The organism is Paraburkholderia tropica (assembly GCF_900109265.1).
Classification (GTDB): domain Bacteria; phylum Pseudomonadota; class Gammaproteobacteria; order Burkholderiales; family Burkholderiaceae; genus Paraburkholderia; species Paraburkholderia tropica.
In genome coordinates this window covers 402,390-415,566 of sequence record NZ_FNZM01000003.1, presented here as the reverse complement: position 1 = coordinate 415,566, position 13,177 = coordinate 402,390, and the positions used below count along the sequence as shown (strand labels likewise).

Here is a 13,177-nt window from a genome sequence, read left to right as displayed (position 1 = left end):
CCTCGCGATCACTGATTCTTCATCAGCGTTTCGATGGCCGATTTCGACGAATCGACCACACCCATCTTCGCTTCGAGATCGAGCTGCGTGCTGGCGAGTTCGAGCGTCATGCGGATCGTGCCCGCGCTCATCTCGTTCATCGACAGCGTGGGCGCTTGCTGGGCGAGTTGCAGCGCGTCGTTGACGGTCTGCTGCAACTCGGCGTCCTGCGCGGCGACGAGCTTCGACGCCACCGCCGTGCCGTCGCTTTCCGGCGCGGCGGGCGCGCTCATGGGCGACTGCTGCATCATCGACTGGAACTTGTCGGCGAGCGCCTGCGGGGTGCCGCCCGCGCCGCCCGTTGACGACGCGCCGTCCGCCATCTGTTCGAGCGAGGCCTGCATGGCCTGACTAGCCTGACTGGTCGGATCTATGCTCATCTGCTGCTCCGTGGAACTGGGCTGCCGCGCACGCGGACGAATCAGGCGCGCAGGAAAGACGTTTCGAACGCGGGCGCTTGTGCGGATGTTTGCGACGCAGATTGCGATGTCGATTGCGACGCCGCTGCGTGCGCAGGCTCCGCATCGATTTCATCGCTGAACGTCGCGAGTTCGTCCACGGACGCGGGCGTGACGAACTGCCCGCCCGAGCGCTTCGTGCGAATCGCGTTGATGAGGTCGTCGCGCGCCTCCAGCGCACGCACCAGATGCTGCGTATCGCGCGAGGGATTCAGCGCCATCGCCTGCGCGGCTTCCTGCTTCCAGTCGGGATCGCCCTTCGCGGAGAGGCAGAACGCCAGCAGCGCGCGCGCATAACCGAAGCGCGGCGCGTTCTCGCCGACCTGACGCAGCACGTGAATCGCATCGTCCCAGTGACCGCGCACCATGTGCAGAATGCCTTCGAGCGTGTCGATTTCAGTGACGCGCGGACGCAGCACGCGCAGCGCGTCGAGCACGAGTTCGATGTCGTAGGGATCGGCCTGGACTTTCGGGAAGTCGCCGAGCAGCGCGGTCGAAACGGTTTCGATCAGGCCGCCGACCACGTCGGGGCTGCAGTTCAGATATTCCGGCGTGCTCGCGGACATGGCGTGTTGCTCCTGGTTGGGCGGGCGTGCCGTGAGGCGCGGCCCGGGTCGGGAAACATGGGCGCCGTGCGGCCGGCGCTCGATGTGGGCACATTAGCAACGGGTTGCGGGCAGGCCCGCGCGGCAGGCGAAGATGGGACCGGGGATGCGAAGCGGCTGGATGGCGGGGCGTGGCTGCTGCGATCAGCGGATCGACTTCGAGCGACATACCGCCATTCATCGTTGACGAAAACGGCGCGCCCGATTCGCACCACGCGCAACGCCTTCGCACCGCGTGCCGCGTCTGGCGAGCGCCAAGGCTATCGTCACCCCACCCGCGCCCTGGCGCCGAATCACGATCCTGCCGCCGTATGAGCGAAGAAAAGACCGAACAACCCACCGCGAAAAAACTCAAGGACGCGCGCAAGGAAGGCCAGGTCTCGCGCAGCAGCGACCTCACCGACGCCATTTCGATGGCGGCCGTCGTCGTGCTGCTCGCGGCCAGCGCGAGCCAGCTCAGCGACATCTTCCGCGCGGTGATGACGCTCGCGCTCGACTTCGTGCACGGCGATCACTCGATCGTGAACATGCAGACCCAGCTCTACACGATCGGCGGCCTCGCGCTCAAGGCGAGCGTGCCGATTGCGTGCGCGGCGGCACTGGCGGCGGTCGCGGCGGGCATCGGCCAGGTCGGCCTGCAGATCGCGACCAAGCCGGTCACGCCGAACCTCAACGCCGTCAGCCCGGGCTCGGGTCTCAAGCGCATCTTCTCGATCCGCACCGTGATCGAGTCCGTAAAAATGGTGGTGAAAGCGGCCATCATCTTCGCCGTGATGTGGATGACGATCAAGTGGCTCTTTCCGCTCATCGTCGGTTCGCTGTATCAACCGCTGCCGGGCCTCACGCGCATGTTCTGGGACATGCTGCTCAAGTTGCTGATGGTCGCGTCCGCCGTGTTCGTGCTGATCGGCGCCGCCGACGTCAAGCTTCAGCAATTCATGTTTCTCAAGAAGATGAAGATGTCGAAGGACGAGGTCAAACGCGAGCACAAGAATCAGGAAGGCGATCCGCGTATCAAGGGCGAGCGCCGACGCCTCGCGCGCGAGATTCTGAACTCGCCGCCGCCGACCGCGAAGGTCGGGCTCGCGAACATGATGGTCGTGAATCCCACGCACTACGCCGTGGCTGTGCGCTACGCGCCCGCCGAACATCCGCTGCCGCGCGTGATCGCCAAGGGCATGGACGACCAGGCCATGTTGCTGCGCCGCGCCGCGCATGAAAGCGGCGTGCCGATCGTCGGCAATCCGCCCGTCGCGCGCGCGCTCTACAAGATCGGCGTGGACGAGCCCATTCCCGAGGAACTGTTCGAAACCGTCGCCGCCATCCTGCGCTGGGTGGACGCCATCGGCGCGCGCAAGGACGCGCCCGCGTCCGATCGCGACGCCACGCCACTGCACTGATCCGCTGCACTGATCCCGAGTCAAAACGCCGCCCGGAGCCCGCCGCCATCATGTTCAAATCGCTCAGACTGCCCGCCGGTGGCGAAGTCGGCATCGTCGCGCTGATCGTCGCGATCATCTCGCTGATGATCCTGCCGCTGCCGCCCGCCGTGATCGACGTGCTGCTCGGCGTGAACATCACGATCAGCGTGACGCTGCTGATGGTGACGATCTATATTCCCGATGCGGTGTCGCTCTCCGCGTTTCCCTCGCTGCTGCTGTTCACCACGCTCTATCGTCTCTCGCTGAATATCGCGTCGACGAAATCGATTCTGCTGCACGCGGAAGCCGGTCATATCATCGAGAGCTTCGGCGAACTGGTGGTGGGCGGCAATCTGGTGGTCGGGCTCGTGGTGTTCGTCATCATCACGACGGTGCAGTTCATCGTGATCGCGAAGGGCTCGGAGCGCGTGGCGGAAGTGGGCGCGCGCTTCACGCTCGACGCGCTGCCCGGCAAGCAGATGAGCATCGACGCCGATCTGCGCGCGAACCTGCTGACCGCCGAAGAAGCGAAGCGCAAGCGCGCGACGCTCGCTGTCGAAAGCCAGTTGCACGGCGGCATGGACGGCGCGATGAAGTTCGTCAAGGGCGACGCCATCGCCGGGCTCATCATCACGATGATCAACATCGTCGCGGGCATTGCGGTGGGCGTCGCGTATCACGGCATGAGCGCGGGCGAAGCAGCGAACCGCTTTTCGGTACTCTCGGTCGGCGACGCAATGGTCTCGCAGATTCCTTCGCTGCTGCTCTCGGTCGCGGCCGGCGTGATGATCACGCGCGTGGCCGACGAGCGCCAGACGAAGCAAAGCTCGCTCGGCGACGAGATCGGGCGGCAGCTCGGTTCGAGTTCGCGCGCGCTCTATTTCGCCGCAGTGCTGCTGCTCGGCTTCGCCGCCGTGCCCGGTTTTCCCGCGGCGCTCTTCGTGCTGCTCGCGGGCACGCTCGCCTTCACGGCGTGGCGGCTCTCGCGCAAGGAGCCGCAAAAACAGGAGCACGAGCGCGAGGCGCTGCATGCGATGCAGCGTTCGGGTTCGAAGGTGGACGTGCCCGCCATCCTGTCGCGGCCGCCGCAATTCACCTGCCCGCTGGGCGTGCGTATCGCGCCCGATCTCGTCGCGCGGCTCGCCATGCCCGCGCTCGACAAATCGTTCGAAGCGGAACGCGCGCGCTTGCAGGAAGAACTGGGCTTGCCGTTTCCGGGCATCACGATGTGGTCGTATGCGGCGCTGCCCGCCTCCACCTGCGAGATCCTCGTGCACGACGTGCCGCAACTCACGCTGCAACTGCCCGCCGGACGCGTGATGCTGCCCGCGCTCGCCCAGCCCGCCGCCGATGCTTCGCCCGAAGACGCCAACGCCTGGGCCGCGCTCATCGAACGCTGCGAACCCGGCCCGCCGATCGACGCGAGCGGCACGCCCACGCACTGGCTCGAAGAGCGCGCCGTGCCCGCGAAGACGCCGGTATGGCGCGCGGAGCAAGTCATCGCACACGCGTCGGTTGCGCTGCTGCGCCGCCACGCGCCGCTTTTTCTGGGCATTCAGGAAGTGCAGTGGATGCTCGACCAGCTTGCCGCCGATTACCCCGGCCTCGTTTCCGAGGCGCAAAAAGCGCTGCCGCCGCAACGCATGGCCGACGTGTTGCGCCGTCTGCTCGAGGAACAGATCTCGATCCGCAATGTCCGCTCGATCATGGAAAGCCTCATCACCTGGGGGCCCAAAGAGAAGGACATGCTGATGTTGACCGAGTACGTGCGCGGCGATCTCTCGCGCTTCATCGCGCATCGCGCCACGCGCGGCGCGCGCACGCTCTGCGCGGTGCTGTTCGACATGCCGGTCGAGCAGCACATCCGCCAGGCGATCAAGCAAACGCCCACCGGCAATTTCCTCGCGCTGCCGCCCGACGAAGCCACGCTGCTGATCGACCGCATTCAGTCGTTCGTCGGCACCGCGCCGCGCGACGGCGTGGCGCTCGTCACGTCGATGGATATTCGCCGCTACGTGCGCCGCATGATCGAGGCGCGGCTCGGCTGGCTCGCCGTGTACTCGTATCAGGAACTCGGCGAGCACGTCGAATTGCAGCCGCTCGGCCGCGTGTCGATCTGAGGCGCGCGACGTGACGTATATCGGCTCGCGCCATCTGCGCATCATTCCGGGCTCGGCGGATTCCAGCGACGCTCCGCACGACGCGAGCGCCGACGACTTCGACTACGCCGCGCTGCTCAAAGGCCGCCGCGCGTGGCGGCGTCCCGCGCGCGAGGCGCGCATGCGCGAAGCGGCATCGCAAGACGACAGCGCCGACGCAACGCGAGCAGCGCACGACGATGACGAGGACAATAACGCCCCCGCCGCGCCCACGCCCTTCGCCCACGCCGACGACTCCGCGCCCCACGGCGACACGCCCGATCGCGACGCCGACGCCGGCCTGACGAAGCAACGCAACGCGCTCGGCTCGCACATCGCGCACGCGGCGGCGCCCGCCGTCTCCGCCGTGCTGGTGCGTCAGCAGCGCATGGTCGCGCTGCTCGCGGCGCTCGCGCGCCACATCGGCGCGTTCTGCGGCGACCCCGCGGTGGCCGAAGCGGGCAACTGGGAAGTCGAGTTGCCGATCGATCCCGCCGTGCTGCCGCACACCACGCTCTACCTCTCGCTTTCGCGTTTCCGGCTGCAGCTTCGTTTCGATACGCAGGCGCCGGAGTCCAGGCAATTACTCTTGGAGCACAGCGGTTTGCTCGAACGCGAACTGGACGCGATATTGCGCGCCTGGGGCGAACCCCGCGATATCGAACTCACATTCTGGTGACCTCACCGACGCATGAACGCGCCCTTCGCGGTACCCGCCACCGTCGATCTGACCGAAACCGGCTCGCCTCCGTCACGCACCCGTGCGTATGCACAGATCGAGGCGGCGCAGGTCGGCCCGCTGCCGTTGCCCGCGCTGAACCGCGCGGCCGCCCGCACCTCGCGCACGATCGGCGACGCGCGTTTCGCGCCGTTCGCGCGCGCGCAGCTCGGCGCGCAAACGATCGATGTGCGTGTGATCGATACCAATCGAACGCAGGCGCACGCGGCGGATTTCGCCGATCCCGCCATCGTCGAGATTGCATTGAGCGCGCGCGACAGCGCTGAATTCAAACCGGCTTCGTTGCGAATCGCACTGGATTTGCAGGCCTATCCTGCGCTCGCGATTGTTGCGGTTGTTGCGATTGATGCGGTTGTTGCGAACGGCGCGCGCGACGACACGCCAGGCGCACACGGCGATGCCGCCGAACACGCGCTACGCGACGCCGTGGCCGGCGTACTGCTCGAACCGATGCTCACCCGCATCGGCGAAGTGCTGGCGTGCGATGCCCGCCTCGTATCGGTACGGCGCGCAACGTTGCAGGCGGACGTGCAGATCGCCCTGTCCTTCACGACGCCGATCGACACCGCAACCCCCACGCTACACACGCTGCGCATCGCGGCGTGCTCGCGCGCGCTCGATCTGATCGACGCCCGCCTGCGCGCGCCGGACACCCACCCGACATCCGGCGCACCGATACCCGACTTTCCCGCGCTCGCCTTACCCGGCAGCCTGATCGTCGGCATGAAACCGCTCGACGTGCAGACGCTGCGCTCGCTCGACGTCGGCGACGTGCTGCTGCGCGCGCTGTTTCCCTCGTGGACGGCAGCCACACTCGCGGCACTCGCAGCATCCGACACGCCGCAGCAGCTCGAAAGCCAACTCTACGACGAAGACGATGCGCCCGACGCGCCGCCCGCATCCTCCGCGCGTCCGCGCGCGCTGGCCGCGTGGGGTACGCCGGGGCTCGCGCGCCTGATCGCCGAAATTGCATTCGACGGGCCAGCGCCCGTCATCCTCAAGGAGCCGAACATGTCCGAAGAGCTTGACCCGGCGAACGCCGACGCCGGTCTCGCCGTCGATCAACCCGACAATCCGATCCACATCGGCGAGCTCGAACTGCCGGTGCAATTCGAAATCGACACCGTCGCGCTGCCGCTCGCGCAGCTTTCCACGCTCGGTCCGGGCTATGTGGTCGAGTTGCCCGTGCCGGTCGCCGACGCGCGTCTGCGGCTCGTCGCGCACGGCCAGACCATCGGCTACGGCGAACTCGTCACTGTCGGCGAACACCTGGGAATCCGAATCATCCGCATGGCGCACCGGCATGGTCCAGTTCAGTGATATCACGGGGCTGCTGCTCGTCGTCGTCACGATCAGCCTGCTCCCGTTCGTGGCGATGGTGGTGACGTCCTACGCGAAGATCGTCGTGGTGCTCGGCCTGTTGCGCAACGCACTCGGCGTGCAGCAGGTGCCGCCGAACATGGTGCTCAACGGCATCGCCGTGCTCGTGTCGATCTACGTGATGGCGCCGATCGGCATGGAAGCGGCCAAATCGCTCGAAGGCCAGCAGCTCGCCTCGCAGCCCTCGCAGGCGCTGATCCAGGCGTTCGGCGCCGCGCGCGAACCGTTCCGCGCGTTTCTGATCAAGCACGCGAAGGAGCGCGAAAAGCGCTTCTTCCTGCGCTCGGCGAGCGTCGTGTGGCCCAGGGAAGAAGCGCAATCGCTCAAGGAAAACGACCTGATCGTGCTCGCGCCCGCCTTCACGCTGAGCGAGCTGACCGACGCGTTCAAGATCGGCTTTCTGCTTTACATCGCCTTCATCGTGGTCGATCTCATCATCGCCAACGTGCTGCTTGCGATGGGTCTGAACCAGGTCACGCCGACCAACGTGGCGATCCCGTTCAAGCTGCTGCTGTTCGTGGTGATGGACGGCTGGTCGACGCTCATACACGGCCTCGTGATGACTTATCGCTGATGCCGCGCACGCAGTTTGCCGGAGAGATTATGGATACCGATACGCTGGTTCGTTTCACCACGCAGGGCATGTTGCTGTGCCTGACCGTCTCGCTGCCGCCCGTGATTGTCGCGGCGGTCGTGGGGCTGGGCGTGTCGTTTCTGCAGGCGATCACGTCGATGCAGGATCAGACGCTGTCGCACGCGGTCAAGCTCATCGCGGTGACGGTCACGATCGTCGTGGCGGCGCCGCTCTCGTGCGCGGCCGTGCTGCATTTCGCCAACGAAATCCTGCAGGCCGCCGTGCCGCTCTGATCCGCATGGAGCCACGATGAGCCGCATCTCGCACAATCCCGCGCACGACGCGGCGAGCGCCGGCGCGCAACGCGCCACCGACGCGCAGCAGCGCAGCGCCAACGCCCAGAACGCGCGTAACAGCGCGCAGTTCGCCGCGCTCTATCGCGGCGAAACCACCTTCACGTACGGCAGCGCGCCGCAATCGGGGCCGACGGTGAGTTCGCAGCGCGCGCGGCGCATGGCCGACTCGCTCGCGCGCAAGCGTCGCGCAGAAAAGCGTCAGCAGCGCAATCTGCGGCGCGGCGGAGGCGATGACGAAGGCGCGGGCGAACGCGGCGGCGCGCATGGCGAACGGCTGCGCGTCACGCGTGACGGCGGCCAGCGCGGCGGCGGCGGCGGTCAATCGCAGGACGAGCGCGACGGCGATCACGACGCGTTGGCACTGCCTTCGGTCAAGCCGCGTCTCGCCGCGGCCATCCCGCCGCCCTCGGGACGGCTCGAAGCGATCGCCGCGCGTTTCGGTCCGGGCGAGGAAAGCGCACGCGCCGCCGCCGTGCGCGACGCGTGGGAAAGCGATCTGCTCGCGCTCCACAAACAGGTCGCGGCCAATCCGCAAACGGACGTCGGCGCGCTCGTGCATCAGCTCAAGATCGACTGGTTGCAGGTCGAGCAGCAGATCGGCGCGATGCCGCGCGGCGGCGGCATCGCGGCGCTGCGCGAGCGCGGTGGCACGCAGGCGGATCGTGCCGGACATTCCGCGGGCACGCGGCCGTTGCTGCCCGAACGCGCGCGCCATTTCAATCTGCTCGTCGGCCTGCTGTGGAAAGACACGGACCTGCCTCACACGCGCGCACGCGGGGCGCGCGCGCTCGGTGCGCTGAACGCGCTGCGCAACGGCGTGCTGGGGCGCGCGGCCGCGGCACACGAACCGCAGGAGACGGCGCAAAACGCAAGCACTGACACAAGCGGCAACACCGCGCTGCCCGGCGCGTCGTCGATCTCCGCGTTCACGCGCGGCAGGGCGCGATGAACGTCGCTTCGCATCGCACGCGGCGCCTTCGCGTCGCGTCGGTGAGAAAGCTTGCGGACCGCCTAAATTAGCAACGATCCGGCCCGTCTTGCGCAGCCCGCGCGGACGGGCGGCCATCCCTCGAATCAGACGGTGCAAGCACGATGAAACTCCTGCGCATACTGACGGGCGTGCATGCAGGTGCGCAGCTTCAGCTCGCGCCAGGCACGCACCGCATCGGCGCCGACGACGACGCCGATATCCAGTTGAGCGACTGGCGCGGCACGAGCGCGCTGCTGCATGTCGATGCAACGGGCGTCGTCAGCGCGCAGCGTGAAAGCGGCGCGAGCGTCAGCGAGGAATCCGCACGCGACGACGCCGAAGTGGAAGCCGTTAAAGCGGCAAGCGAAGCGCCGCCGGAAACGGTGCTGCTGGTCGATTTCGTACCGATGCAGTTCGACGAGATCGTGCTGTGCGTCGGCGCCGCCGACGCCGCGTGGCCCTCGGACCTCGACCTGCTTTCGATGTTGCTCACGCGGCCCGCCGAGGCGAAGTTCGCGGCCGCGCGCCGCAAGCAGCGCCGCTACATGGGCGCGGTCGCCGCCGTCTTCGTGCTGGGGCTCGTGGTGGCCGCCGCCTCGCTCGTCACGACCACGCAGATGAGCCGCGCCGCCGCGCCCGACAACGCCGGCGAGCGTGCGCAGCGCGTCAACGCGGCGCTGGCCTCCGCACAGGTGCGCGGACTCACGGCGCGCGCGCTCGGCAATACGGTGGTCGTGAGCGGCATGGTCGCGACTTCCGCCGACGACGACGCCGTGCGCGCGCTGCTCGATCGCGTCGCGCCAGGCGGTCTGTCGCGCAACTACGACGTGGCGCAGAACGACGCGCGCAGTATCGAGGACTCGCTCGGCATTGCGGGCGCGCATGTGCGTTACGACGGCGACGGCAATTTCGCCGTCACGGGCACGGTGACCAGCAAGTCGGATCTGAGTGCGGCGCTCGAACGCGTGCGTGCCGACCTCGATTCGAACGTGAAGCATATTGCCGTCGATGTGGCGGAGTCGGGCGGATTCGGTTCGAACGCATCGAGTACCGCGTCGTACTCCGAAATGATTTCTTCCGACGACGTGCGCTACGCGCAAACGCCGGATGGCGTGAAGCACATTTATGCCGTCGACGTCCCCGATGCGAGCGCGGCGGATGCAGCGGCAACGCCCGCTTCGTCGGCGACCGCAACGGCATCGGAACCAACCAGCACGCAGGCGGCGCGTCCGCAAACTTCGTCGGTCGATGTCGCCACGGCCAGCCGCAGCGCGGAACACGTCGCGCAGCAAGTGACGCCAGGCGCGCCGCAATACGTGGCGTTACCCGATCCGTCGACGTTGCCCGGCGCCGCCACGTCCGCGCAAGCCCACTGAATCACACGTCAACACACTGGCAAACAGGAGAGCGACATGTACCAGCACCTCGAACCCTATGGCAGCGAGTTCAACGATCTGCAAAAGACGCTCGCCGATCCGGCGGCCGCTCCGCGCGTGGACGCGATCCGCGCCGCGCTCGAAGCCACCGCGCAGCAGATCAGCGAGACCCAGGTCGTCAATGAAGTCGACCGCAACAATCTCGCCAAGCTCTATCGCGGCTTTATCGCCGCGTCGCGCGTGATCGCGCGTCTGCAGGAAAAGCAGGCGCTCGCGCGCGGCTGATATCGATACGCGTCATACGTCTATTGCCGGCGCGGCGCTCGCCGCCGCGCCGGTCACCGGGCCAGTTCGCAAGCAGGCGCGTTCGCGTGCGCGCTTGCGAGGCGGCAATATCAGGCAGGGCCACGCCCTTTTTCAAGTTGTTCAATCGCAGTCAACGGAGGTCGATATGTCCGTAGGTTCGGCAGGTTCCATGATGCAAGGTCTCACCCAGGAAATGGACCAGATGACCATGATGTCCGCCCAGATGCAGGTGGAACAGAGCATGTACGCATCCGTTTCGAACGTCGCCAAGAGCGGCGCGAGCAATGTGAAGGACGCATCGCGCGGCGGCTAAACGCCCTGCGTGTGGCGCGCTGCTCTGTCCACGCCTGCGTGGCGGGCGGCGCGCCCTTCGCCACGTCACCCTTCTTTTTCCCGCGAGGACGATGAGCAGCGAACGCTATGCCAGCCTGGTCGCGGACCTGTGCGCGACGGTCGGTCTCGCCGACGTCGATCAGGTGCTGCGCACGCGCACGATCGAGGTGGAAGGCTTCGACGTGCGGCTCGATTTTTTCGAGCGCGATCTCGACGCGATGTACGCGAATTTTCACTTCGGCACCGTGACGGCCGGGCGCACGCTCGTGGTGTTCCGGCTGATGCTCGAAGCCAATCTGCTGATTTACGCGCAGGACCAGGCGCAACTCGGCATCGACAGCGACACGGGCGGCATCGTGCTCGTGCTGCGTCTGCCATTTGAAACCGGCCTCGACGGCGAAGCGCTCGCCGACCTGCTCGCGCATTACGCCGATCATGGCCGCTACTGGCGGCAGAATATCGTCGAATCGAGCGATGAGATGTTCGAGGGCATCGCCTCGGGCGAGCTGTTCTGGCTCAGGGCGTAAGTGCGCGTCGTGCGCACTTCATCTGCGCACTTCATCTGCGCACTGCGAATCGAACAGGATACCGAATTAAACAAGCGCGCCGCGCCGCGCCGCGACGCGCTTCAATCAAACCGGACGCGACGCTTCTTCGACGTTGTGCGCGCCGTTCTTGATGGTTTCGGCGATCGCCATTTCCGCCGACTGGATCGCCTGCATCACGCCGCCCGCGATCTGCATGCCCGCGCCCAGCACACCCGCCCCGCCGCTGACCAGCGGCGCCGCATCCTGCAACAAACTCGACGCCTTGCCGAACGCCGACTGCTGCGGCGCGAACGCCGGCGGCTGGCCATGCTGCACCGGCGCGACGGGCGCGCCATGCTGTCCGTTGGCGGCGGTGGCTGTGGGCGTCTGCGTGTGCGACGAACTCGCGTTGCCGGTCTGCGCGGTGTCGGGCTTCGCGGCGAACGACGCGCGCTTGCCTTTGCCCGCCGCCGCCTGGCCGCCCGTTTGCGCGCCGCTATTGAGCGCGGACAGCGTGGCGAGTTTCCCGTCTTCGGTTTGCGGCTGGGGCGTGCCCGGAAGTTTCGCGGGCGCGCCCGCTTCGTGCGCGGGCGTGGTATCCGGCAGCGGCGTGGTGCCGTGCGTACGGCCGATGGTGGGTGCATTCATCGCTGGGCGTCCTCCTCGATGCGATCGGTCGCGGGGCGACACGGCTGCACGTCACGCGCGCGAGCAAGCGCGGCGAGGCCCGCAGCCGGACGGATACGCTCGACCTTACAACGCTCGCACGCGCATCGCTGGCTCGGCGCGAACGCGTGTCGCGCGATGCGAAGCGCGCGACGCAAAGCGCGCGAAGCAAAGCGCAGCGATGCGGGCGATCGGCGCGGATCACAAGGTGCTTTGCTGCGCGCGCCGCGACGCTCCGGATCGCCGGATCGCCGGATCGCCGGATCTTCGCCACTTCGCGCCGTCGCGCGCGGCTTCGCGGAGCGGTCGCGCGCGCTGCCGCGATGCGCTCACACTCGCCCGGTGACTGACACGCCATCGCACTTCGGCCCATCCGATAGAACACGCGACGGCGCCCGCTTAGTCCACGACGAATCCACGACGAATCCACGACAAATTCACGACAAACTCACGACAGACCGGCACCGGGAGGCCCGCACCATGCGTTTCATTCCACTCGACCGCATCAACGCGCCGACGCTGCTCGTGCGCCCACTCACGCGCGCCGACGCGCCCGCGCTCTTCGACCAGATGCTCGGCGACGCCGACACCATGCGCGATCTGCCGCTCGCGCGCCACACGCGTCTCGACGATACGGCGGCCTTCATCGACGAAGCCTTGCGCGGCTGGCAGGACGGCACGCTGATCCGCTACGTGCTCGAATGCCAGCAGACGCAGCGGCTCACGGCGCTCATCGAACTGAAGCCTGCGCTGCCGCGCGTGGAGATCGGCGTGATGATCAGCCGCGACGGCGGCGCGCGACGGCGGCGCGCGGGCGTGCTCGCGCTTCAGCAACTGATCGACTGGCTCATGGAGCAACCCGGCGTCTACCGCGTGTTTGCCTGCTGCGCCGTCGACGGGCTCGCGCACAGCGCGATGGAGCGCCTCGGCTTCGTGCGCGAAGCGACGCTCGCGAACTACGAACCGCGCCCGAATCGCGGACTGCTCGCCGCCGACAGCTATCTCTACGCGCTCACGCGCGCCGCGCCCGTGCCGCCGCCCGCGCCCAATTCGGGCGTGGAATGGCTGCGCTCGACCATGCGCTGGGAACTGGCGGAAGCGTGAGCGCGGCGCGCGCCATCCGGCATGCACGCACCGGCGCCGCCGGAATGAGCAAAATTGCACTCGCGAGGCATTTGTTCACAAATGCAGCGATAATGCAAACGTCTGACGAATAATGCAGCGTTTCAGCATGCGTTCCGCCATGGCGCAGCGCCACCGCGCTGCGAATTTTTCCCGAGACGCTTGCG

The 13,177-nt window shown here is 67.3% G+C and carries 15 protein-coding genes; 12 read left to right on the top strand and 3 right to left on the bottom strand.

Annotated elements, in window-relative coordinates; translation table 11 throughout:
- Positions 1-8 precede the first annotated feature (8 nt).
- Positions 9-419 (bottom strand): type III secretion protein HrpB2, encoded by a 411-nt coding sequence (locus tag BMY06_RS06370; RefSeq protein ID WP_074982090.1) that lies wholly within the window; start codon positions 417-419, stop codon positions 9-11.
- A gap of 41 nt (positions 420-460) precedes the next feature.
- Complete coding sequence (locus tag BMY06_RS06365; RefSeq protein WP_074982089.1) at positions 461-1,063, bottom strand: HrpB1 family type III secretion system apparatus protein; 603 nt, start codon at positions 1,061-1,063, stop codon at positions 461-463.
- 350 nt (positions 1,064-1,413) lie between these two features.
- On the opposite strand from BMY06_RS06365, the gene sctU reads away from it, so the two are divergent.
- From sctU to BMY06_RS06315, 11 genes are all read left to right on the top strand, one after another.
- Complete coding sequence (sctU, locus tag BMY06_RS06360) at positions 1,414-2,502, top strand: type III secretion system export apparatus subunit SctU (protein ID WP_074982087.1); 1,089 nt, start codon at positions 1,414-1,416, stop codon at positions 2,500-2,502.
- A 50-nt stretch (positions 2,503-2,552) separates the two neighbouring features.
- Positions 2,553-4,643 carry a type III secretion system export apparatus subunit SctV gene (gene sctV, locus BMY06_RS06355; protein WP_065060783.1) on the top strand — a complete coding sequence of 697 codons (2,091 nt, stop codon included), beginning with the start codon at positions 2,553-2,555 and terminating at the stop codon, positions 4,641-4,643.
- Positions 4,644-4,653: 10 nt separating this feature from the next.
- Positions 4,654-5,340, top strand: coding sequence for a type III secretion system protein SctP (sctP, locus tag BMY06_RS06350; RefSeq protein WP_074982085.1), 687 nt, complete (start codon positions 4,654-4,656; stop codon positions 5,338-5,340).
- Positions 5,341-5,352: 12 nt separating this feature from the next.
- Positions 5,353-6,720: a type III secretion system cytoplasmic ring protein SctQ gene (gene sctQ, locus BMY06_RS06345; protein ID WP_074982083.1), complete on the top strand. Its 1,368-nt coding sequence runs from the start codon at positions 5,353-5,355 to the stop codon at positions 6,718-6,720.
- Complete coding sequence (gene sctR, locus BMY06_RS06340) at positions 6,704-7,354, top strand: type III secretion system export apparatus subunit SctR (RefSeq protein ID WP_065060785.1); 651 nt, start codon at positions 6,704-6,706, stop codon at positions 7,352-7,354. Before sctQ ends, sctR begins: the two co-directional genes overlap by 17 nt.
- Positions 7,355-7,383: 29 nt before the next feature.
- A complete protein-coding gene (gene sctS, locus BMY06_RS06335; RefSeq protein ID WP_065061009.1) occupies positions 7,384-7,647 on the top strand; it encodes a type III secretion system export apparatus subunit SctS in 264 nt (87 codons plus the stop codon).
- Between the two features lie 16 nt (positions 7,648-7,663).
- A complete protein-coding gene (locus tag BMY06_RS06330) occupies positions 7,664-8,659 on the top strand; it encodes a hypothetical protein (RefSeq protein WP_074982082.1) in 996 nt (331 codons plus the stop codon).
- A 143-nt stretch (positions 8,660-8,802) separates the two neighbouring features.
- Positions 8,803-10,056 carry an HrpD5 family protein gene (gene hrpD5, locus BMY06_RS06325; protein ID WP_074982080.1) on the top strand — a complete coding sequence of 418 codons (1,254 nt, stop codon included), beginning with the start codon at positions 8,803-8,805 and terminating at the stop codon, positions 10,054-10,056.
- A 36-nt stretch (positions 10,057-10,092) separates the two neighbouring features.
- Complete coding sequence (locus BMY06_RS06320; protein ID WP_065060788.1) at positions 10,093-10,341, top strand: type III secretion protein; 249 nt, start codon at positions 10,093-10,095, stop codon at positions 10,339-10,341.
- Positions 10,342-10,507: 166 nt separating this feature from the next.
- Positions 10,508-10,675 (top strand): hypothetical protein, encoded by a 168-nt coding sequence (locus tag BMY06_RS39520; RefSeq protein ID WP_156773769.1) that lies wholly within the window; start codon positions 10,508-10,510, stop codon positions 10,673-10,675.
- Positions 10,676-10,766: 91 nt separating this feature from the next.
- Positions 10,767-11,222, top strand: a complete 456-nt coding sequence (locus BMY06_RS06315; RefSeq protein ID WP_065060789.1) for a CesT family type III secretion system chaperone — start codon at positions 10,767-10,769, stop codon at positions 11,220-11,222.
- Positions 11,223-11,327: 105 nt separating this feature from the next.
- Here the strand turns inward: BMY06_RS06315 and BMY06_RS06310 are convergent, their stop codons facing one another.
- Entirely contained in the window at positions 11,328-11,870 is a 543-nt protein-coding gene (locus tag BMY06_RS06310; RefSeq protein WP_065060790.1) for a hypothetical protein, read from the bottom strand.
- A 498-nt stretch (positions 11,871-12,368) separates the two neighbouring features.
- Between BMY06_RS06310 and BMY06_RS06305 the strand changes: the two genes are divergently transcribed.
- Complete coding sequence (locus BMY06_RS06305; protein ID WP_074982079.1) at positions 12,369-12,992, top strand: GNAT family N-acetyltransferase; 624 nt, start codon at positions 12,369-12,371, stop codon at positions 12,990-12,992.
- The last annotated feature ends 185 nt before the right edge of the window (positions 12,993-13,177 follow it).

Bases quoted from the DNA above. Each gene is read 5' to 3' on its own strand.
- BMY06_RS06370 (WP_074982090.1), bottom strand. From the start codon at position 419: ATGAGCATAGATCCGACCAGTCAGGCTAGTCAGGCCATGCAGGCCTCG.
- BMY06_RS06365 (WP_074982089.1), bottom strand. From the start codon at position 1,063: ATGTCCGCGAGCACGCCGGAATATCTGAACTGCAGCCCCGACGTGGTC.
- sctU (WP_074982087.1), top strand. From the start codon at position 1,414: ATGAGCGAAGAAAAGACCGAACAACCCACCGCGAAAAAACTCAAGGAC.
- sctV (WP_065060783.1), top strand. From the start codon at position 2,553: ATGTTCAAATCGCTCAGACTGCCCGCCGGTGGCGAAGTCGGCATCGTC.
- sctQ (WP_074982083.1), top strand. From the start codon at position 5,353: ATGAACGCGCCCTTCGCGGTACCCGCCACCGTCGATCTGACCGAAACC.
- sctR (WP_065060785.1), top strand. From the start codon at position 6,704: ATGGTCCAGTTCAGTGATATCACGGGGCTGCTGCTCGTCGTCGTCACG.
- sctS (WP_065061009.1), top strand. From the start codon at position 7,384: ATGGATACCGATACGCTGGTTCGTTTCACCACGCAGGGCATGTTGCTG.
- BMY06_RS06330 (WP_074982082.1), top strand. From the start codon at position 7,664: ATGAGCCGCATCTCGCACAATCCCGCGCACGACGCGGCGAGCGCCGGC.
- hrpD5 (WP_074982080.1), top strand. From the start codon at position 8,803: ATGAAACTCCTGCGCATACTGACGGGCGTGCATGCAGGTGCGCAGCTT.
- BMY06_RS06320 (WP_065060788.1), top strand. From the start codon at position 10,093: ATGTACCAGCACCTCGAACCCTATGGCAGCGAGTTCAACGATCTGCAA.
- BMY06_RS39520 (WP_156773769.1), top strand. From the start codon at position 10,508: ATGTCCGTAGGTTCGGCAGGTTCCATGATGCAAGGTCTCACCCAGGAA.
- BMY06_RS06315 (WP_065060789.1), top strand. From the start codon at position 10,767: ATGAGCAGCGAACGCTATGCCAGCCTGGTCGCGGACCTGTGCGCGACG.
- BMY06_RS06310 (WP_065060790.1), bottom strand. From the start codon at position 11,870: ATGAATGCACCCACCATCGGCCGTACGCACGGCACCACGCCGCTGCCG.
- BMY06_RS06305 (WP_074982079.1), top strand. From the start codon at position 12,369: ATGCGTTTCATTCCACTCGACCGCATCAACGCGCCGACGCTGCTCGTG.